Raw genomic sequence first — 19,586 nt, 5'->3', positions numbered from 1 at the left:
CGGGACGTATTGCATTGGGTCAAAGCAGCGCAGCGCCGCCGCATGCCTGCACCAGCCGCGGCGCGATGCGCGGCAGCGGCAGGATCTCCGCGGCCGCGCCCATGGCTGCGGCGGCCTTGGGCATGCCATACACGGCGCTGGTGGCGCGGTCCTGCGCGATGGTCAGGAAGCCGCGCTCGCGCATGGCCTTCAGCCCCAGCGCGCCGTCGCGGCCCATGCCGGTGAGCAGCACGCCGATCACGTCGCCGCGCCAGTGCTCTACCACGCTTTCGAAGAAGACATCGATGGAGGGGCGGTACAGGTAGTCGCAGGGCTGCTCGGTGTAGGACATGCGCGTGGGGCTGGCCAGGCGCAGGTGGTCGTTGGTGCCGGCCAGCAGCACCGTGCCGGCCTGGGGCGCGTCGCCGGCGCGGGCAATGCGCACCGGCAGCGCGCACTGTCCGTCGAGCCAGTCGGCCATGCCGGCGGCAAAGGCCTCGTCCACATGCTGCACGGTGACCACGGCGGCGCCGAAGTCCGCCGGCAGCGCCCCCAGCAGCGTGGCCAGCGCGGCCGGGCCGCCGGCCGAGGCGCCGATTGCCACCAGCCGCGGCGCAGCCACTGCGCGCGGCGCCGCCGTCAGTGTGTGCTGCGGGGCCACGCGGCCCGCCAGCAGCCGGCCGATATTGCGCAGCTTGCGCAGCAGCGCCCCGGCGGCAAGCTGGGCATCGGGCTCGGCCAGCGTGGGGGTGTCGACGGCGTCGATGGCGCCGTGGCCCATCGCGTCGAACACCTGCGAGGCGTTGCGGCCCAGGTCCATGGTCACTACCACGATCGCGCAGGGGGTGGCGGCCATGATCCGGCGCGTGGCCTCGACCCCGTCCATGACCGGCATCAGCAAGTCCATCAGGATCAGGTCCGGGGTCTGGCGCGCGGCCATCTGCACCGCCTGTTCGCCGTCGCCGGCGACCCAGGCGATCTCGAACGACGGATCCAGCGCAAGCGCGCGGCGCAGCGCGGCTACCGCAAGCGCCGAGTCATTGACGATGCCGATTTTCATGAACGTGCCTCGCCGATCAGGTCCTGGACCGCGTCGAGCAACGCGGCGTCGTGGAAACTGCCCTTGGCCAGATAATAGTCCGCGCCGGCCTCCAGGCCGCGCTGGCGGTCCTGTTCGCGGTCCTTGTACGACACCACCATCACCGGCAGCTGCCGCAGCGCGGCGTCCTGCCGGATCCGGCGCACCAGCTCGATGCCGTCCATGCGCGGCATGTCGATGTCGGTGATGACCAGGTCGAAGGGCTCGGCGCGCAGCACATTCCAGCCGTCCATGCCATCGACCGCCACCGCCACATCGTAGCCGCGCCCGGCCAGCAGCTTGCGCTGCAGCTCGCGCACGGTGAGCGAGTCGTCCACCACCAGCACGCGCCGCGCACGCGCCTGGACGCTGGCCACGGCCGCCTGCCGCACGCCTTCGATGCGGCCCTCGGAGACCAGCTTCTCGACCGAGCGGATCACGTCCTCGACATCGAAGATCAGCACCGGCGTGCCGTCGTCGGTGAGGCTGCCGGCGGCAATGTCGCGAACCTTGCCCAGTGCCGCGGGCAGCGGCTGCACCACCAGCAGGCGCTCGCCCAGCATGCGGTCGACGGCAATGCCATAGATGCGCTCGGCCTCGCCGATGACCACCACCGGCACTTGCTCGCGCACGTTGGCAGCGTCGCCCTCGGGGCGTTGCAGCACCTGCGCCGCGCTGACCAGCCCGATGGCGCGGCCTTCGTGGCGGAAATGCTGGTGCCCTTCGGTCTGCTCGATCTCGCTGCGCGCCACCGAGGTCGCGCGCAGCACGCGGCCCAGCGGGAAGGCATAGGCTTCGCCCGCGACTTCCACCAGCAGCGTGCGCACTACCGACAGCGTCAGCGGCAGCTCCAGCCGGAAGTGCAGGCCCTGGCCCGGCTGCTGCGTCAGGCGCAGGCTGCCGCGCACGCGGCGCACCATCTCCTGCACGGCGTCCAGGCCCACGCCGCGGCCGGAGACCTCGGAGACCGTGTCGCGCATGCTGAAGCCCGGCAGCAGCAGGAAGTCGAGGAGCTCTGCCTGCGACAGCCGCGCCGCGGTCTCTTCGGACGCAAGCCGCCGCCGCACGATGGCGCGGCGCAGGGCATCCAGGTCGACACCTGCGCCGTCGTCGAAGATCTCGATGACCAGGCGGCCCGCATTGTGGCGCGCCTGCAGCGTGACGCTGCCCTCCGCCGGCTTGCCCTGCGCCGCGCGCACCCCGGGCGCTTCGATGCCGTGGTCGACCGCGTTGCGCAGCAGGTGCGCCAGCGGCGCGTCCAGTGCTTCCAGGATGTCGCGGTCCACCTGCGTGCCGGCGCCGATCAGCTCCAGGTGCACCGGCTTGCCCAGCGCGCGCCCGAGGTCGCGCACCATGCGCGCGTAGCCGGTCAGCGCGTCCGCCAGCGGGCGCATGCGCGAGGCCAGCGCGCTGTCATAGAGCCGGCGCGCCAGCCGCGTGGCGCGGTGATCGTATTGTTCGAACTCTTCCAGCCGCGCGGCCAGCTGGTCGTGGCCTTCGTCCAGCAGCTGGCGCAGTTCGGCCAGTGCGGTGTGCGCAGCCGCGCCAGGGTCGCCGTCCGGTGCGTCCCGCAAGGCTTCCTGCAGCGCATCGACGGCGCGCAGTGCGCGTGCCTGTTGCCGCCTTGCTTTCTGCAGCGAGGCGCCGAAGGGGCGCAGCCAGTGCGACTCGACCATGGCCTCGCCGGACAGCGCCAGCAGCTGGTCAAGCGCATCGGCATTCACGCGCAGCATGCGCTCTTGGGTGTCGTCTGCCGATATCGCGGGCGCTGGTTCCGGTAACAGGGCCGGGGCCGGCGCTGGCGGTGCCGGCACGACCAGCGCCCCGGCACCGCCATCGACCATGCCGAGCCGCTGCACCACTGCATCGATCTCGGCGCGGCCCGCATGCTCGGCCCAGCCCGGATCGCCGCCGGGCGGATGGCCGATGCGCAGCAGCAGGTCGGTGCCTTGCAGCAGCGCGTCGATATGCGCGGCGGTCAGCGGCAGGCCGCCCTGTGCGGCGACCAGGCAGTCTTCCATGGCGTGTGCCACCCGCACGCCGCCATCGAGCCCGACGATGCGGGCAGCGCCCTTGAGCGAGTGGGCGGCACGCATGCAGGCTTCGAGCTGCTCGGCCGCTGCCGGGTTGCGCTCCAGCGCCAGCAGGCCGGCATTGAGGACTTCGGCCTGGGCATCGGCCTCGAGCGCGAACAGTTCCAGCAGCGAGGCGTCGCGCAGTTGCTCGGGATTCATGCCAGGCTCCTGGCCAGCGCCTGGCGCACCAGTGCGGCATCGAGCAGCCCGACGCTGCGGCCCTGGTCGAGGAAGAGCGCCTGCGTATAGCGCGCCGACGCCCGCGCTAGGGTGGCGGGCAGCGGCTGCAGCGCGGGCTGCGGAACGCGGGCGATGCCGGACACCTCGGCCACCGGCAGCGCAATCGCGGCGCGGCCCTGCCCGAGGATCAGGAAGCGGCTGCCGCTGGCGCTTTCACCGGCGCCCGCGTCGAACAGCCGCGCCAGCGACAGGCAGGCCAGCAGGTTGCCGCGCACGGCGGCCAGCCCCAGCACGGCGGCATCGCGGCGGTGCGGCAGCGAATGGATCGGGCAGGGGGCGGTGACTTCGCCCAGCGCGGCGGTCGGCAGGGCCAGCCATTCATCGCCGATGCGGAACACCAGGCAGGCCAGCGCGATGCCGCGTTCGGCCGGCAAGGCCCCGTCATCGTCGGTGAGCGTGGCGGCATCGGGCAGTGCGTCCGGCACGACGTCCAGCCGTTGCGCGTCCAGCAGCATGGCCGCGGCCTGGGCGTAGGTCGGGCAGTTGCGGCAGTGCGCGTGCTCGGCCAGCGCGGGGCACGAGCCGTCGCCGCGCACGCCGATGCGCCGCCAGCAGTCGTCGACGTTTTCGGTGCGCAGGGCAATGCCTTGGGGCTCAGCCATGGTGCTTGCGGGTGTGGCGTTGCGCGCGCTGGCGCAGGCGCATGGCGCCATCGTGATCGCCTTCGGTATCGAGCAGCGCGGCCAGGTGGTACAGGCTTTCCTGGTGCGCCGGGTCCAGGTACAGCGCCTTGCGGTAGGCGGCATGGGCCTGCGCGGTGCGGCCGGCGGCGTCGTGCAGCACGCCCAGCATGCAATAGGCGTCGGCGTTGGCATCCGGGGCGCGCTCGAGCAGCGCCAGGCAGGCGGCGGTGGCGGCCTCCAGCTCGCCGCGATCGGCCTGGGCGGCAATGACAGCCAGCGCGGCGCGCTGATCGTTGCCAGGCGCGGGCGCGGCGGGCCGCAGGAGTGGGCGCGTGAGCGGGGCAGGCCGCAGCGAGGCTGGTGGCCTCGGCAGCCGTGGCGGTGCGGCCATGCGGGGCGGCTGGGCCGCGTGCACGGGCACACGCGGCGCCGCCCTGGCGGCTGGCACGGCGGACGGCTTGCGGAAGGCAAAGGTCAGCGGCAAGCCGACCGGCTCCAGGCCCTGCGAGCTCAGCACGCTGGCCTCGGCCGGCCCGACAAAGAGCAGGCCGTCGGCAGCGGCCAGCCGCGCCAGCGTCTGCACCGCATGCCGTTGCCCCGGCGCGTCGAAGTAGATCAGCAGGTTGCGGCAGAACACGAAGTCATAGGGCGGCTCGCCGGCGAGCAGGCCGGGATCGACCAGGTTGCCCTGCAGCAGCCGCACCTGCGCGCGCACGCGTGCATCCAGCACATAGCCGGTGGGCGTGGCCGTGAAATAACGGTCGCGGAAATCCAGCGGCGCGCTGCGAAAGGCGTTTGCGCCGTATTCGCCCAGGCGCGCGCGGGCCAGCGCGCGGGCGCTGATGTCCACTGCATCGATGGCAAAGCGGCCCGCCGGCACGCCCGCATCGAGCATGGCCATGGCGATTGAGTAGGGCTCTTCGCCGGTGGAGCAGGGCAGGCTCAGCACGCGCAGCGTGCGCCTGCCGTCGGCAAAGGCGCGCTCGGCGGCAAGGCGGCCCAGCGCCAGCAGCGCTTCGCGATGCCGGAAGAACCAGGTCTCGGGCACCACGAGGGCCTCGATCAGCGCCTGGAATTCATCGGCGGTGCCGTGCAGCAAGTCCCAGTAGGCCTGGGTGTCCGACGCCTGCCGTGCCTGCTGGCGCTCACGCACGGCACGTGCCACTGCGCCGGTGCCGATGGCGCCCGCGTCCAGGCCGATGCGGGCTTTGAGCAGGGCCTCGATGTGCGTGGCTGTGCTCATGCCGCGGCCTCCCCGGCGGTGTCGGCAAACAGCATGGCATGGACGTCGTCCGGCAGCAGGGCCTCGACCCGCACCCACTGCAGCAGGCCGCGCGCGTCGTGCCGCACCGGCCCCAGGTAGCGCGGGCTGGCCCCGCCGATGCCGCCGTCGACAAACGATTCCGCCGGGCAGCGCAGGGTCTGGGTGGCCGATTCCAGGCGCAGGCCCAGCAGCCGGCTGGCCTCGCCGCCATGGCGGCGGTAGTGGACCAGCACCGTGCGCGTGCTGGTGCGCAGCGCCGCCGGCACGCCGGTGGCCAGCGCCGGCAGGTCGATCACCGGCACCGGCTGGCCGCGGCGCTCCATCAGGCCCGCCACCCAGGCCGGCGCGCCGGGGATCTGCTTGAGCCGCGTGAGCGGCAGCACCTCGGCCACCTCGGCGGCATCGAGCGCATAGTGGTCAGCGCCGAGGCGGAACAGCAGGAAGAGTTTCATGGCGGCGGGGCGCAGGCCCTAGACCTTGAAGCGCGATACGCCGCTGCGCAGGTCGTTGGCCACCAGCGTCAGTTCGTCGATCGCCTGGCTCGACTGGCGCAGCGACTCCACGGTCTGCTGCGCGGCCTCGGACAGCTGCATCAGTGCCTGGTTGATCTGCTCGGCGCCGCCGGCCTGGGCCTGCATGCCTTCATTGACCATCAGCACGCGCGGCGCCAGCGACTGCACCTGCGCGATGATCTGCGACAGCTGGTCGCCCACCTGCGTGACCTCGGACATGCCGCGGCGCACTTCCTCCGAGAACTTGTCCATGCCCATCACGCCCGCCGACACCGCCGACTGGATCTCGCGCACCATCTGCTCGATATCGTAGGTGGCCACCGCGGTCTGGTCGGCCAGGCGGCGGATCTCGGTCGCCACCACGGCAAAGCCGCGGCCGTACTCGCCGGCCTTCTCGGCCTCGATCGCGGCGTTCAGCGACAGCAGGTTGGTCTGGTCGGCCACCTTGGCGATGGTGGTCACCACCTGGTTGATATTGCCGGCCTTTTCGTTGAGCGTGGCGAGCTTGGCATTGACCGAGCCGGCGGCGTCCATCACATGCTGCATGGTGCCTTCCATGCGCGACAGCCCCACCTGGCCGGTGCCGGCCAGCCCGGCCGCCTGCTCGGCGGCGCTCGAGACTTCATGGATGGTGCGCACCAGGTCGCGCGCGGTGGCCGAGATCTCGCGCGAGGTCGCGCCGATCTGCGTCGTGGTGGCGGCGGTCTCGGTGGCGGTGGCCTGCTGCTGGCGCGCCGTCGCGGCGATCTCGTTGACCGAGGTGGTGACCTGGATCGCGGTGCGCTGCGCCTGGCCCACCAGCGAGGTCAGCTCGCCCGTCATCTGGTTGAAACCTTCCTCCACTTCATGGAATTCGTCCTTGCGGCGCAGCGCCATGCGCAGGCGCAGGTCGCCGCCGCGGATGCCGGACAGCAGGTTGACGATCGACTGCATCGGCACCGTGATCGCGCGCAGCAGCAGGTAGCCGCAGACCACGGCGACCACCAGGGCCACGATCAGCGCCGCTTCGATGCCGATCTTGGCGGCACCGACGGCATCGTCGATACCCCGCGCCGCCCGCGAATTGACCGCGCTGTTGTCGTCCACCAGGTGCTGGGCCGCCTTGCGCGCCTCGACCCAGCGATCATGCGCTTCGCCGCGCAGCGCTGCCGCGGCCGCGGCGCCGTTCCACTCGCCCTGGCGGGACAGGATTTCGGAGGCCTGCTCGTAGCGCGCGCGCACGTCCCGATAGGCCTTGAAGGCGACGCGGTCTTCGTCGCGCGTGATCGAGGTCTCGTACTGCTGCTCGAGCTTGTCGAGGCGGCCGGCGGCGTCCTGGCCTTGCTGCTGGAAGCCGCGGCGCTCAGCCGGGTCGGTGGCATTGATGGTCTGCCACGCCAGCACATAGCGCTCGCCCCAGACGCCGCGGATGCCGGTGCTGTAGTTCAGCCCGGGCAGAGCGTCCTGCAGCATCAGCGTGGTTTCGCGTTCGATGGCGCTCAGGCGGGTGTAGGCAACAACGCCCATCAGTGCCATGACAAGCAGGATCAGCGAGAAGCTTGCCAGGATGCGCGTGCGGATGGTCCATTCGTTCACGGTGAGGTCCCGGTGATGTTCTTGTTCAGGAGCGGCCGTTCCCCGCAAAGCCGCCTCAGGGGCGCCGCTCCGGGGCAAGCAGGAGGTCGCGGGGCGGCGGGGGCGGCCTGATGCGCGGTAGGGTACTGTAAGCCGGGAACCGATTCAACGCGCAATGCGGCGCCGTTGCGCGGCCGCATAGCCGTTCCCGCCGCAATCGGAACTGCTTGATTTTTTCCAAGTTTTCGTCACACTTGCTAAATTGCTAGCAGGTAACAATGTCGACAATTACAGATGGGGCAGGGATGGTGGCCAAGTCGGGGGCGAAGGCGGCTGGCGCCTCGCCAGGCTCGGATCTCGATCCGCTGACCGGCGTTGACAATCGCCAGGGATTTCTGAAGCGGCTGGAGGCACGCCTGCAGAGCGAGGCGGTGCCCCGTTGTGCATTGCTGCTGATCGGCATTGACGATTTCCGCGCCTTCAACGACATGCACGGGCATGCCGAAGGCGACCTGATCCTGCAGCGCGTGGCGCGCCGCCTGCGCGACGCCTCGCCGCGCGACGCCGCCATCGGCCGCATTGGCAGCGACGAGTTCGGTGTGCTGCTCCCCTCCATTGCCGATCCCACGCTGGTGCGCCATGTTGGTGCGGCGATCCTCTCGATGCTGTCCTCCCCGCATGAGAGCGCCGGTCGCCGCCACCATGTGCTGGCCAGCATCGGCGCCTGCGTGATCCCCGCCGCCGGCGAACAGGGTTCGGACGTGCTGGCCGCGGCCAGCCTGGCGCTGGCCCGCGCCAAGCACGACGGCGGCCGCACCATCCGCTTCTTCAAGCCGCAGATGCGCTCGGACGTGACCACGCGGCTGTCGCTGGTGCAGGCGCTGCACGAAGCCTATGCCCAGCGCCAGTTCGAGCTGCTGTACCAGCCGCAGGTCGACCTGCGCGACGGCCGCGTGCACGGTGCCGAGGCGCTGATGCGCTGGCGCCATCCGACCCGCGGGCTGCTGCCGCCCGCCGCCTTCATCGACGCGCTGGCCGGCAGCAGCATCGCCAGCGATGTCGGCATGTGGCTGCTGCAGACCGCCTGCGCCCAGGCGCGCGCGTGGTCGCTGGCCTTTCCCCAACCGCCGCGGGTGGCCATCAACCTGTTCGCGGCCCAGCTGTCCGAAAGCCGGCTGCTGACCGAGGTGCGCCACGTGCTGCGCGCGCTGGAACTGGCGCCGGACTGCCTGGAGATCGAGATCACCGAAACCATCGCGCTGCAGCAGGGCGACGAGGTCGCGGACCAGCTGCAGGCGCTGCGCCGCGACGGCGTGACGCTGACCTGCGATGACTTCGGCACCGGCTATGCGTCGCTCAGCTTCCTGAAGTCATTCCCGGTGGACCGGCTCAAGATCGACCAGTCCTTTATCCGCAACGTGACCGAAGACCCGGTCGATGCCGCAATCGTGCGCTCGGTGATCAGCGTGGGCGCAAGCCTGCACATTGGCGTGGTCGCCGAAGGCGTGGAAACGACCGAGCAGCGCGACTTCCTGCTGGCCAACGGCTGCCATGAGGCGCAGGGCTACCTGTACGGCCGCCCGATGCCGGCCGAGCGCCTGACCGAAATGCTGCGCCAGCAGTCCGGCCGCTGAGCCGCCTCTGCCCCCGTTCCGCCCGCCTCCGCTCCCCGCGCTGCCAGGGAAGTTGTTTCCACCTTTGACGGCGAGCCTGCCCGTCCCGGGCACCCGCTGACCCCCCGCCGGCCCGCAGCCTGCCCGGGATAGCGCTGCGGCCTGCGCTGCATTGCCGCATGGCGAAATACGAACTTACAAAGTCTGCCGCGCCGGGCGTGCCGCGGCAGCCGGGGCAATGTATGGTGACATTAGGGTTGCCGCTGACATCGGCCGGCCGCCCCGGTGCGTTATGCGTTTTGTCCCGGCCCTGACTTCCATGTTCGATCCTTCCCAATCTTCCCGCCCTGCTCGTGGCCAACTCCGTGGCAGGCTGGCGCTGACGGCCCTGGCCGCTGCCGCCGGCCTGGCGGTGGCGGCTGCTGCACTGGCCCAGGTGCCCGCCGGCCCCCCCGGCGAGGCCTATCTTGATGCGCCGGCGACTGACGGCCAGTACCAGCAAGCCGATCCTTCCTCGCGCATTGCCACGCTGACCGCCGTCGACGGCAACCTCAGCTTTGCGCCGGCAGGCTCAGACGACTGGGCTGCCGCCGGCCTGAACCGGCCCATCACCACCGGCGACCGGCTCTGGCTGGACCACGGCGGCCGTGCCGAGCTGCACGCCGGCACGGTGGCGGTCCGGCTGGGCGGCGCCACCGCGGCCAGCATCCTGAACCTGGACGACAGCGCCACGCAGGTTAAATTGACCCAGGGCACGCTGCAGCTGCGCGTGCGCGCGCTGCCGCCGGGCCAGACAGTCGAGGTCGACACCCCCAACCTGGCCTTCGTGCCGCGCGAGCCGGGCGACTATCGGCTGGACGTGGCGCCGGACGGCAGCACCACTACCGTGACCATGCGCCACGGCAGCGCCGTGGTCTATGGCGACAGCCGCTCGATCGAGCTGCAGCGAGGCGACCGCATGCGCTTTGCCGGCACCGACCTGGCCGACGCCGGTGGCGGCGGCGCGCCGGAAGATGCCTTCGACCGCTGGACCGCGGCACGCGATGCGCGCGAAGACGCCTCGCCGTCCGCCCGCTACGTGCCGCGCGAGATGCCGGGCTACGCCGCGCTGGACGGCTACGGCGACTGGCAGGAAGACCCCGGCTACGGCGCGGTCTGGTTCCCGCGCGTGGTCAGCGCCGGCTGGGCACCGTACAGCGCCGGGCACTGGGCCTGGATCGCCCCGTGGGGCTGGACCTGGATCGACGACGCGCCCTGGGGCTTCGCGCCTTCGCACTACGGCCGCTGGGCCTATGTGGGCTCGCGCTGGGGCTGGGTGCCGGGCCCGCGCGTGCGCCCGTGCTACGCCCCGGCGGTGGTGGCCTTTGTCGGCGCCAGCGGGCCGAACTGGAGCGTGCGCGTTGGCAGCGGGCCGGGCGTGGCCTGGTATCCGCTGGGGCCGCGCGACGCGTACCGGCCGGTCTATCGTGCCAGCCCGACCTATGTCGCCCGCATCAACCGGGTCACCGTTAACAACATCGTGATGGGCGACCGCCGGCCTCCGCCTTACGCCAACCGCAACGTGCCCGGCGCCATCACCGGCATGCCGGCACGCAATTTCGTCGAAGGCCGCCCGGCGCACGGCATGCATCGCGACGAATGGCGCAACCTGCCGGCAGGCGAGGCCAGGGGGGCGCCGCCGGTGGCGCCGGTCAAGAGCAGTCTGGTGGGATCGGCCCCGATGCGGCCGCTGCCGCCGCAGGCCCGCCCTGGCTTCGAGCGCCAGGCCATCGCCGCCCGTCCGCCGGGCCGGCCCGCCACGGACGACCTGGCCCGCCGCTTCGCGCGTGAGGGCGGGGTTGTGCCCGGCGCCGGCCCAGCCTGGCGCGGTGGCAATGAACGGCGGCCCGGGCGCGATGTGCAGCGGGCACCCGATGTGCGCATGAGCCAGGCAGCCATCGCCGCGCGCGACCACACGCCGCCGCAGCCGCGCGCCGGCCGCGGCGATGCCGATGGCCCCGCACGTGGCGATCGCGGCGATCGCAACTATTCGAACGCCCCGGGCGAACCCTGGCGCGGCAACGGCCGCGGCCAGAGCAGCCGGCCCGACGAAGCGCGCGGCTTTGTTGGCCAGCCGGGCCAGCCGGGCGGACCGGCCGACGCGCAACGGCAGGCGCAGGGCATGCAGCGCGAACAGCAGCAGGCTTTGCAGCGCCAGCAGATGGAACAGCAGCGGGAACAGCAGCGCGCGCTGCGCGAGCAGCAGCGGCAGGGGCCTGATCTGCAGCGGCAACAGCACGAGGCCCAGCAACGCGATGCCCAGCAACGCGACGCCCAGCAACGCCAGTGGCAGGACCAGGCCCGCGACCAGCAGCGCCAGCAGGATCAGCAGCGCATGCAACAGCGCCAGTGGGCGGATGGGCAGGACCGTCCCGATCCGGCGCGGCAATCGCAGGACATGCAGCGGCAGCGCTTTGAGCAGCAACGGCAGATGCAGGATGCCCAGCAACAGCGCCAGATGCAGGAGGCCCAGCAGCAACGGCAGATGCAGGAATCACGGCAGCGCCAGACGCAAGACGTCCAGCGCCAGCAGATGGAGCAACAGCGCCAGTCCGAAGCCCAGCAGCAACGGCAGATGCAGGAATCGCGGCAGCGCCAGGCGCAAGACACCCAGCGCCAGCAGATGGAACAACAGCGCCAGTCCGAAGCCCAGCAGCAACGGCAGATGCAGGAATCGCGGCAACGCCAGGCGCAGGACATCCAGCGCCAGCAGATGGAGCAACAGCGCCAGTCCGAAGCCCAGCAACGCCAGGCCGCCGACCAGCAGCGCCAGCAGGTGGAGCGCCAGCGCCAGATGGCCGAGCAGCAGCGGCAGAGCCAGGAGATGCAGCGCCAGCGTTTCGAGCAGCAGCGGCAAATGCAGGAGGCGCAGCAGCGGCAGGCCGAGGCGGCCCAGCGCCAGCAGATGGCACAACAACGGCAGATGCAGGAGCAGCAACGCCAGGCGCAGGAGCAGCAACGGCAGCAGGCCATGCAGCGCCAGCAGGCGGAACAGCAGCAGCGCCACATGCAGGAGCAGCAGCGTGCCGCGCAGGAGCAGCAGCGTGCGACGCAGGAGCAGCAGCGGCACCAGCAGGACCAGCAACGGCAGATGCAGGAGCGCCAGCGGCAGCAGATGGAGCAGCAGCGCCAGCAGCAGCAACAGCAACAGCGCGCCCAGAACTGACGCGGGCGGATGGAGGCGCGCAACGGGCGCGACGGCGATCGCCGGCAGTAGCACGGCCCGCTTGACGGAGCCCGTAAGGCAGAAACCCCCGCAGGCCTCGCGGCCTGCGGGGGTTTGTTCTTGCGCGGCGCCGCGCGGGCGGCGCCCCAGCCTGGCTTACTTCGCCAGCTCCGACAACCGGACCTGCGAAATCTTGCCGTTCTGCACCCAGCCGACGATGGTGTCGGCCATCGACCCGCCCTTGGCGTCGATGCCATCGACTTCGTTGGGGTTGACCTCCTTGGCCAGCCCCTTGACCGCGTCGGGCATCTTCGCCCGGATCGCTGCCGCGTCGCTGGTGGTGCCGGCCAGCTTCATCGCACCGGCCAGCGCGTACACCATGGTGTAGTTCAGCGACATCTCGGTGGTGGCATCGCGCCCGTCATGCAGCTTCTTGTACCTGGCGTTGAAGTTCTGCGCGGCGGGGCGGCTGTCGTTGACCAGCGGCAGCACGCCGATGGAACCTTCCAGCATGCCCAGGCCGTTGGTGACCTTGGCCATTTCATCCATCTTGGCTTGGTCCATCACGATAAAGCCGCCCTTGAAGCCCAGTTCGCGCGCCTGCTTGACCACCAGTGCGGTCGGCTCCGACGGGCCGCCGACGAACATCACGTCCGGCTTCTCGCTCATCGCGCGCGACACGCCGCTGTAGAAGTCGGTGGCCTTGGTGTATGACATCGGATTGTTGGCCACCACCTTGCCGCCGGCCGATTCCCACGCCGGCACGAAGGCCTGCACCCAGGCCTTGGCGTAGTCGTGGTCGGCCGGGGCCAGCGCCACGTTCTTGCCGTAGCGCTTCATCTGCGCCTTGACGAAGGGCTCGATATAGCCGGTGTACGCGGGCGGGATGCGGATGGTCAGCTTGTTGCCGGCGTCGGTGATGCGCGGCACGCTGGAGTAGGCCATCACCAGGAACTTCTCCTGCTCATTGAAGGCCTGCAGCGCGAAGATGCCGCCCGAATGGGGCACGAACACCGCCGGGGTCTTGTGCTGCTGCACCAGGCGGCGCCCGTTGATGGCGGCCTCGGCGGGCGAGTACTTGTCGTCCAGCGCCACCACCTCCAGCTTGACCTTCTTGCCCTTGACTTCCAGGCCGGATGCATTGATCTCGTCCACCGCCATCTGCACGCCCGACAGCACGTTCTTGCCATACAGCGCGGCGCCGCCGGACAGCGGCCCGGTATAGCCGATCTTGACCACTTCCTGCGCCAGTGCGGTGCCAGAGGCCAGCATGGCGGCCACGGCGGTGGCGGCCAGCGGGAAGATTCGGCGCATGATCTTGCTTTGCATTGTCTTGTCTCCTGAAAGTACTGCGCTTGCTAGGTCTGGTTGTGTCTTGCTGTCGCGGGCCGGCTCCTCTGAACCTACCCCCCGATATACGCCTTCCGAATCCCCTCATCCTTCAGCAACGTATCCCGATCCCCTTCCATCACGATGCGCCCGCTCTCGATCACATAGGCGCGATGCGCGATCCCCAGCGCCGCGTAGGCGTTCTGCTCGGCCAGCAGCACGGTGGTGCCGGCGCGGTTGATTCGCTGGATGATCTCGAACATCTGCTTGACCACCAGCGGCGCCAGACCCAGCGACGGTTCGTCCAGCAACAGCGCGCGCGGGCGGCTCATCAGGGCGCGGCCCAGTGCCACCATCTGCTGCTGCCCGCCGGACAGCGAGCCGGCCGCATCGTCCTTCTTCTGCCGCAGGATCGGGAACAGTTCATAGACCTCTTCCAGCGTCTTGCGGATGCCCGCGCCATCGCGCCGGTGCACGTAGGCGCCCAGCACCAGGTTCTTCTCCACGCTCATCGCCGGGAACAGCTTGCGGCCCTCCGGGCAGTGCACCAGCCCGGCCTGAACGATCTGCGACGGCTTCATGCCCGACAGCTCGCGCCCGTCAAAGCGCATGCTGCCGCCGCTGATGCGGTGGATCGCGCTCATCGCCAGGAAGATCGAGCTCTTGCCGGCGCCGTTGGCACCCAGCAGCACCACCAGCTCGCCGGCGCGGGCGTGCAGGGTGATGTTGTCGAGGGCACGGAAGCTGCCGTACGACAGCGAGACGCGTTCAAGCTGCAACATGGTCGGCTCCCAGGTAGGCCTCGATGACATGCGGATCCTGCTGGATCTGCGCGGGCGTGCCTTCGGCAATCTTCTCGCCGTAGTTCAGCACCATGATCTTGTCTGCCAGGCGCATGATCATGTCCATCTTGTGTTCGATCAGGCATACGGTCTTGCCATGGCGCACCATCTTGCGGATCAGCTCGGCCAGGCCCACGGTCTCTTCCGGGTTCACGCCGCCGGCTGGTTCGTCCAGTAGCAGCAGTTCCGGGTCGGTCGCCAGCCCCAGCGCAAAGGCCACGCGCTTGCGCGCCTCTTGCGTGATGTCGGCGGCGACCTCATGCGCCAGGTGCGACAGGCCGACGAAGTCCAGCGCGGCTTCGGCCTTGTCGCGGCACAGGCGCTCTTCTTCACGCAGGCGGCGCGTGTTGAACAGCACGTCGCGCAGGCCCGAGTGGGTGCGCAGGCGGTGGCCGACGATCAGGTTGTCGAGCACCGTGGCGCGGTCGAACAGCGCCGTGGCCTGGAAGGTGCGGGCCACGCCCAGGCGCGCGATCTGGTCGGCGCGCAGGCCGGCCACGTCCTGGCCCTTGAACAGGATCTGGCCGGAACTGGGCGCATGCGTGCCTGCCACCAGGTTGAAGAAGGTGGTCTTGCCGGCGCCGTTGGGGCCGATGATGGCGTTGATATGGCCTTGCTCGAAGGTCACCGAGACATCGTGCACCGCGGTCAGGCCGCCGAATTTCTTGGTCAGGTTGCGGATTTCAAGCATGGTCGGCTCCGGCGCGGGTGGTCGATACTGCAGGGGCGCTGGCGTTCTGCGCCGGCTTGCCGCGCCGTGCGGCGGCTGCCTTGCGCGCCTGCTTCTTCAGCCAGGAACCCACGATGCCGTCCGGCACGAAAATGATCAGCAGGATCAGCACCGGGCCGAACACCAGCATGCGGTAGTCCTGCATGAACTGCAGCGACTGCGTGATCCACGGCACCAGCACCGCCCCCAGCAGCGGCCCGAAGATGGTGCCGATGCCGCCCACCAGCATCGACATCACCATGTCGAAGGTCAGGTCGGTGCGGGCGATATCCGGCCCCAGGAAGCGCACCTGCCCGGCGTACAGCGCACCGGCAAAGCCGGCGTAGCCCACCGACAGCACGAACGACAGTACCTTGGTGCGCATCAGGTTGATGCCCAGCGCCTCGGCCAGGGCGTCGCTGTTGCGCACCGCCATGAAGCTGCGGCCCAGCAGCGAGGTGACTATGCGGTGCATCAGGAAGGTGCCGACCGCCAGGAAGAACAGCACCAGGTAGTACTGCGCCTGCACGCTGTCAAAGCTGAGCGGCCCGATCGCGGCCGGCACCGGGATGCCGATCAGGCCCACCGTGCCATGCGTCAGGCTTTCCCACTTCTCGATCAGCAGGTAGATGATGTAGCCCACGCACATGGTGAAGATCGAGAAGTAATGGCCCTTCAGGCGCAGCGACACCACGCCGATCACATAGCCCAGCACCATGCAGATCGCGCCGGCCAGCACGAATGCCAGCCAGAACGGCACCTGGTGGTCCACCGTCAGGATGCCCAGTGTATAGGCGCCGATGGCCATGAAGCCGCCATGGGCCAGGTTCAGCTGCCCGGTGTAGCCGGTGATCAGATTCAGCCCGAGCGTGGCGATGGCGTAGATGAAGGCCAGCGTCATCACGGTCAGGTAGTAGCTGTTGGGCGTGATCAGCGGGAAGGCGATGGCCAGCGCCAGCAGCAGCGTCCAGCCGGTTTTTCCTTGCAGTGCTTTCATGTCTGGAGTCTCCTCAGGCTGTCTTGCCGGCAAACAGGCCCTGCGGCCGGATAGACAGGATCACCACCAGCAGCACGAAGGCGATGATGTCCTTGTAGTCGGTGGAAACGTAGAAGCCGCCGAAGCTCTCGGCCATGCCGATGATCAGCCCGCCGACGATGGCGCCGGGGATGCTGCCCATGCCGCCCAGGATGATGATGACGAAGGCCTTGGTGATCACCAGGTTGCCCATGCTGGGGTAGACCAGGTTGATCGGGGCGTAGAGCGTGGCGGCGATTGCGGCCAGCGCGCCGGAGATGGCAAACACCAGCAGCGTCACGCGGGTGGCGTCGATGCCGACCAGCGCGGCGCCTTCGCGGTTCTGCGCCATGGCCATGATGGTGGCGCCGGTCATGGTGCGCGTCAGGAACAGGTGCAGCAGCACCATCAGCGCAAAGGCGGCGCCGATGATGAGCAGGCGCTGCAGCGGCGCGGTCAGCCCGAACACGTCGACGATCTGGCCATAGGGCGTGGGCATGCGGTGGAAGTCCGCGCCCCACAGCGCCTGCGCGCCGGCTTCCAGGAACAGCAGGATGCCGATCGCGGCGATCATGTCGTGCAACTCGGGCGAGTTGCGCAGCGGGTGGAACACCAGCCGGTCGGCAGCCATCGACAATACGGCCACCGCCAGCGCCGCGCCCAGCATCGCCAGCCAGTAGTTCACGCCCAGCGATGTCATCAGGAAGTACGACACATAGGCGCCAGCCATGTAGAAGGCGCCGTGCGCGAAGTTGGGCACGTGCAGGATGCCGTAGACCAGCGTCAGGCCAAGCGCCACCAGGCTGTAGACGCCTCCCAGCGTCAGGCCGTTCAGGAACTGTTGAAGGAACAATGCCACAGGGGTACCTCGTGCGGTTCGTGAAACCAGGCACGCAGCGGCAAGGGCCGTGCGTGTTCCATCGCGGCGGCGCCAGGCGCGGCCACGGTCAGGAAGTCGGGGGCGGAACTCAGGCGGGCGGCGGTGCCGGCTCGCGCGCGGCGATGCGCGGGCGGGATGGCCTGGCCCAGGGCGCGCCGTGGCGGTCACGGTGCGGGTGCGCAGATGCGTGTTGCAGGTACTGCATGGTTGTCTCCTGTGCGATGCGGCGCGATGGCCGCCAGGCAAGCCGGGCACTGGCCGCGTCGACGAGGACGGCGGCGTTGCGACCCGGTGACGAGGTGTCGGGAGTGTTCCCGCACGATCGTTCGTTTTCACCGACTGTTGCATAGGCTTCGCGGCACCGTCAAGGAAAGCGGCGGAGTATTCCGCACCGCGAAATAGCAGGGCACTGGCCTGCGGGTAAGTCCTGAGAGGGTCTGCCCGCCGCCATCGACGGGGCATATGACCCCTATGTTTTCCCTGCATGGACTGCTGTACGTGACGGATGTGCCGACCTACGCCGCTTTCGGCGAGCCACCCGGGGCTGTGCGAAGCTTCCGCGGATCCTTCCATGGCTGCGTACCCGCCGTTGTGCGCCATACGGCGACGCGCTATGCTCGTGCGCGCTGTATGCCGGCCGTTGGGACATTGTCTGCTTTCCCGCCTTTTTCGCTCCGTAACCTGCAACCCAGGAGACCCTACCCATGCCTTGCCGCATTTTTTCTCTGCGCGCTGCCGTCCTGTTCATCGCCGGTGCCACGCTTGCCGGCACCGCCGCAGCCACCGCGGTCGAGCCGGTTCATCAGTTCGCACGACAGGAGAAGCCCGCACTCATCGCGACCTTGAAAGACCTTGTGTCGATCGAGTCCGGCAGCAAGGACATCGAAGGGCTGGACCGCATCGCCACGCTGATCCGGGACCGGCTGGCGGCACTGGGAGCCACCGAAGCCAAGCTGGTCGAGCCAGCCGAAATCTACCGGATGGAAGACACGCCCAAGCAAGTGGGCAAGATGGTGATGGCGCAGTTCAAGGGCAGCGGCAAGCGGAACATCATGCTGATCGCCCATATGGACACCGTGTACCTGCGCGGCATGCTGGCCCAGCAGCCCTTCCGCATCGAGGGTGACCGCGCCTACGGGCTGGGCATCGCCGACGACAAGAACGGCGTGGCCGTGATCCTGCACACCATCGCCATCCTGCAGAAGATGAAGTTCAAGGACTACGGCACGCTGACGGTGCTGATCAACGGCGACGAGGAAATCAGCTCGCCCGGTGCGCGGGCCGTGCTGACCCGGCTGGGCGCACAGCAGGATGCCGTGTTCTCATGCGAGGCCAGCCGCGTCACCGGCGACCGCCTGTCGCTGGCGACCAGTGGCATCGGTTCGATCTATCTCACGGCGCAGGGCAAGGCGTCGCACGCGGGCAGTGCGCCCGAGCAGGGCCGCAATGCGCTCTATGAACTGTCGCACCAGGTCCTGCAGATGCGCGACCTCTCCAATCCCGCCACCGGCCTCAAGGTCAACTGGACAGTCTCCTCGTCCGGCACCAATCGCAACGTGATCCCGGCCACCGCTACCGCGCAGGCAGACGTACGCGTGCTGCGCACCGCTGACTACGATAGCCTCGAGAAAACGCTGCAGGAACGCATCCGCAAGCAGCTCATTCCCGACACCAAGGTTGACGTGAAATTCGAGCGCCGCCGTCCCCCGCTGGAGGTAAGCGACCCAGCACGCAAGCTCGCCGCGCATGCGCAAGGCATCTATGCGGAGATCGGTGAAACGCTCCAGGTCCACGACACCGCGGAAGGCGGAGGCACCGATGCCGCCTTCGCGGCTGCGGACACCAAGGCGCCGGTGATCGAGCGCTTCGGGCTGCGAGGCTTCGGTGCTCACTCCAATGATGCCGAGTATGTCGATCTGAACTCGGTCACGCCGCGGTTGTACCTGCTGACGCGGATGATCATGGACGTCTCGCAGGACAAGGCTGGGCGTTAAGCGAGCGATAGCCCTCAAGGTCATTGAGGGCGATTCGCCGCAGGCACGACTACCGAGTAGGGCGGGCTGTGATGCTCACCAGTGCACCGGCATGCAGCTTCCGCGCATGCCATCTCATTCAGGCAATGCCTGGCACGGCCTTGACGCGCCTCGGTCATTCGGTGGATGCAAGCCGCGTCTTGACCGCCAGTACGGTGAGGTTGGCCATGGTGCGCAACGCGGCCAGTTCGGCGCCAGACCAGACCGACCGATCCGCTAGGTAGTTGAACGTCCCGATCACCCTGCCCGCGTGGCAGAGCGGCACGTTCACAACAGCCCTGCAGCCCAGCGAGCGGATGGTGTCGATATCGTCGAACACCTCGGCGAGCGCCGCGTCACCTTCACCGACGAAGACTTCACCGCGCTCCAGCAGCTGACGCTTCCACGGGCTGTCGCCCTTGGTCTTGCGGCCGCCTACGGGGTAGGCGGTAGTACTCGATGACCAGAGCCGCTCGATCTGCGCGGCATCGGCATACCAGGCATTGATGGTCAGCAACCCCGGGCCAAGCATCTCCATGGTCGCGTGCCCAATGGCGTCGAGCGTTGCAAGCGGACTTGCCGCACGCTGCAAGGCATCACACAGGCGGTTCACCTGCGCGATCAACTGCTGTGGATTGCCGAGAATTGCTTCCACG

General features: G+C 69.3%; 15 protein-coding genes. 3 read left to right on the top strand and 12 right to left on the bottom strand.

Annotation, left to right across the window (positions count from 1 at the left end; translation table 11 throughout):
• Positions 1–19: 19 nt before the first annotated feature.
• From cheB to CNE_RS27815, 6 genes are read right to left on the bottom strand one after another with little or no spacing between them, the layout of a single operon-like run.
• Complete coding sequence (gene cheB / locus CNE_RS27840; protein ID WP_013953633.1) at positions 20–1,039, bottom strand: chemotaxis response regulator protein-glutamate methylesterase; 1,020 nt, start codon at positions 1,037–1,039, stop codon at positions 20–22.
• Complete coding sequence (locus CNE_RS27835) at positions 1,036–3,291, bottom strand: hybrid sensor histidine kinase/response regulator (RefSeq protein WP_013953632.1); 2,256 nt, start codon at positions 3,289–3,291, stop codon at positions 1,036–1,038. The genes cheB and CNE_RS27835 overlap by 4 nt, the downstream gene beginning before the upstream one ends.
• Positions 3,288–3,974 (bottom strand): chemotaxis protein CheW, encoded by a 687-nt coding sequence (locus tag CNE_RS27830; protein WP_013953631.1) that lies wholly within the window; start codon positions 3,972–3,974, stop codon positions 3,288–3,290. The genes CNE_RS27835 and CNE_RS27830 overlap by 4 nt, the downstream gene beginning before the upstream one ends.
• Positions 3,967–5,238: a CheR family methyltransferase gene (locus CNE_RS27825; protein WP_013953630.1), complete on the bottom strand. Its 1,272-nt coding sequence runs from the start codon at positions 5,236–5,238 to the stop codon at positions 3,967–3,969. The genes CNE_RS27830 and CNE_RS27825 overlap by 8 nt, the downstream gene beginning before the upstream one ends.
• Positions 5,235–5,711 (bottom strand): chemotaxis protein CheW, encoded by a 477-nt coding sequence (locus CNE_RS27820; RefSeq protein WP_013953629.1) that lies wholly within the window; start codon positions 5,709–5,711, stop codon positions 5,235–5,237. Before CNE_RS27820 ends, CNE_RS27825 begins: the two co-directional genes overlap by 4 nt.
• Before the next feature lie 18 nt (positions 5,712–5,729).
• On the bottom strand, positions 5,730–7,346 hold the full coding sequence (locus tag CNE_RS27815; RefSeq protein WP_049800652.1) for a methyl-accepting chemotaxis protein: 1,617 nt from the start codon (positions 7,344–7,346) through the stop codon (positions 5,730–5,732).
• A 284-nt stretch (positions 7,347–7,630) separates the two neighbouring features.
• Here CNE_RS27815 and CNE_RS27810 point away from each other — a divergent pair, with 284 nt between their 5' ends.
• Together CNE_RS27810 and CNE_RS27805 are read left to right on the top strand one after the other, a co-directional pair.
• A complete protein-coding gene (locus CNE_RS27810; RefSeq protein ID WP_013953627.1) occupies positions 7,631–8,959 on the top strand; it encodes a putative bifunctional diguanylate cyclase/phosphodiesterase in 1,329 nt (442 codons plus the stop codon).
• Positions 8,960–9,257: 298 nt separating this feature from the next.
• A complete protein-coding gene (locus CNE_RS27805) occupies positions 9,258–12,143 on the top strand; it encodes a DUF6600 domain-containing protein (RefSeq protein ID WP_049800651.1) in 2,886 nt (961 codons plus the stop codon).
• A gap of 156 nt (positions 12,144–12,299) precedes the next feature.
• On the opposite strand, the gene CNE_RS27800 is transcribed toward CNE_RS27805, so the two are convergent.
• From CNE_RS27800 to CNE_RS27780, 5 genes are all read right to left on the bottom strand, one after another.
• Positions 12,300–13,472, bottom strand: coding sequence for an ABC transporter substrate-binding protein (locus CNE_RS27800; protein ID WP_013953625.1), 1,173 nt, complete (start codon positions 13,470–13,472; stop codon positions 12,300–12,302).
• 74 nt (positions 13,473–13,546) lie between these two features.
• Positions 13,547–14,254 carry an ABC transporter ATP-binding protein gene (locus tag CNE_RS27795; RefSeq protein WP_013953624.1) on the bottom strand — a complete coding sequence of 236 codons (708 nt, stop codon included), beginning with the start codon at positions 14,252–14,254 and terminating at the stop codon, positions 13,547–13,549.
• Entirely contained in the window at positions 14,241–15,005 is a 765-nt protein-coding gene (locus tag CNE_RS27790) for an ABC transporter ATP-binding protein (protein WP_013953623.1), read from the bottom strand. Before CNE_RS27790 ends, CNE_RS27795 begins: the two co-directional genes overlap by 14 nt.
• Entirely contained in the window at positions 14,998–16,020 is a 1,023-nt protein-coding gene (locus CNE_RS27785; RefSeq protein WP_013953622.1) for a branched-chain amino acid ABC transporter permease, read from the bottom strand. Before CNE_RS27785 ends, CNE_RS27790 begins: the two co-directional genes overlap by 8 nt.
• Before the next feature lie 13 nt (positions 16,021–16,033).
• Positions 16,034–16,897 carry a branched-chain amino acid ABC transporter permease gene (locus CNE_RS27780; protein ID WP_013953621.1) on the bottom strand — a complete coding sequence of 288 codons (864 nt, stop codon included), beginning with the start codon at positions 16,895–16,897 and terminating at the stop codon, positions 16,034–16,036.
• A 725-nt stretch (positions 16,898–17,622) separates the two neighbouring features.
• On the opposite strand from CNE_RS27780, the gene CNE_RS27775 reads away from it, so the two are divergent.
• On the top strand, positions 17,623–18,912 hold the full coding sequence (locus CNE_RS27775; protein WP_013953620.1) for a M20/M25/M40 family metallo-hydrolase: 1,290 nt from the start codon (positions 17,623–17,625) through the stop codon (positions 18,910–18,912).
• A 154-nt stretch (positions 18,913–19,066) separates the two neighbouring features.
• Here the strand turns inward: CNE_RS27775 and CNE_RS27770 are convergent, their stop codons facing one another.
• Positions 19,067–19,585 carry a GAF domain-containing protein gene (locus tag CNE_RS27770; RefSeq protein WP_013953619.1) on the bottom strand — a complete coding sequence of 173 codons (519 nt, stop codon included), beginning with the start codon at positions 19,583–19,585 and terminating at the stop codon, positions 19,067–19,069.
• Between the last annotated feature and the right edge of the window lies 1 nt (position 19,586).

The sequence above is a fragment of the Cupriavidus necator N-1 genome (genome assembly GCF_000219215.1).
GTDB lineage: Bacteria > Pseudomonadota > Gammaproteobacteria > Burkholderiales > Burkholderiaceae > Cupriavidus > Cupriavidus necator.
The sequence above is the reverse complement of the archived record's forward strand: the minus strand, read 5'-3'. Positions and strand labels throughout refer to the sequence as shown.

Bases quoted from the DNA above. Each gene is read 5' to 3' on its own strand.
- cheB (WP_013953633.1), bottom strand. From the start codon at position 1,039: ATGAAAATCGGCATCGTCAATGACTCGGCGCTTGCGGTAGCCGCGCTG.
- CNE_RS27835 (WP_013953632.1), bottom strand. From the start codon at position 3,291: ATGAATCCCGAGCAACTGCGCGACGCCTCGCTGCTGGAACTGTTCGCG.
- CNE_RS27830 (WP_013953631.1), bottom strand. From the start codon at position 3,974: ATGGCTGAGCCCCAAGGCATTGCCCTGCGCACCGAAAACGTCGACGAC.
- CNE_RS27825 (WP_013953630.1), bottom strand. From the start codon at position 5,238: ATGAGCACAGCCACGCACATCGAGGCCCTGCTCAAAGCCCGCATCGGC.
- CNE_RS27820 (WP_013953629.1), bottom strand. From the start codon at position 5,711: ATGAAACTCTTCCTGCTGTTCCGCCTCGGCGCTGACCACTATGCGCTC.
- CNE_RS27810 (WP_013953627.1), top strand. From the start codon at position 7,631: ATGGTGGCCAAGTCGGGGGCGAAGGCGGCTGGCGCCTCGCCAGGCTCG.
- CNE_RS27805 (WP_049800651.1), top strand. From the start codon at position 9,258: ATGTTCGATCCTTCCCAATCTTCCCGCCCTGCTCGTGGCCAACTCCGT.
- CNE_RS27800 (WP_013953625.1), bottom strand. From the start codon at position 13,472: ATGCAAAGCAAGATCATGCGCCGAATCTTCCCGCTGGCCGCCACCGCC.
- CNE_RS27795 (WP_013953624.1), bottom strand. From the start codon at position 14,254: ATGTTGCAGCTTGAACGCGTCTCGCTGTCGTACGGCAGCTTCCGTGCC.
- CNE_RS27790 (WP_013953623.1), bottom strand. From the start codon at position 15,005: ATGCTTGAAATCCGCAACCTGACCAAGAAATTCGGCGGCCTGACCGCG.
- CNE_RS27785 (WP_013953622.1), bottom strand. From the start codon at position 16,020: ATGAAAGCACTGCAAGGAAAAACCGGCTGGACGCTGCTGCTGGCGCTG.
- CNE_RS27775 (WP_013953620.1), top strand. From the start codon at position 17,623: ATGCCTTGCCGCATTTTTTCTCTGCGCGCTGCCGTCCTGTTCATCGCC.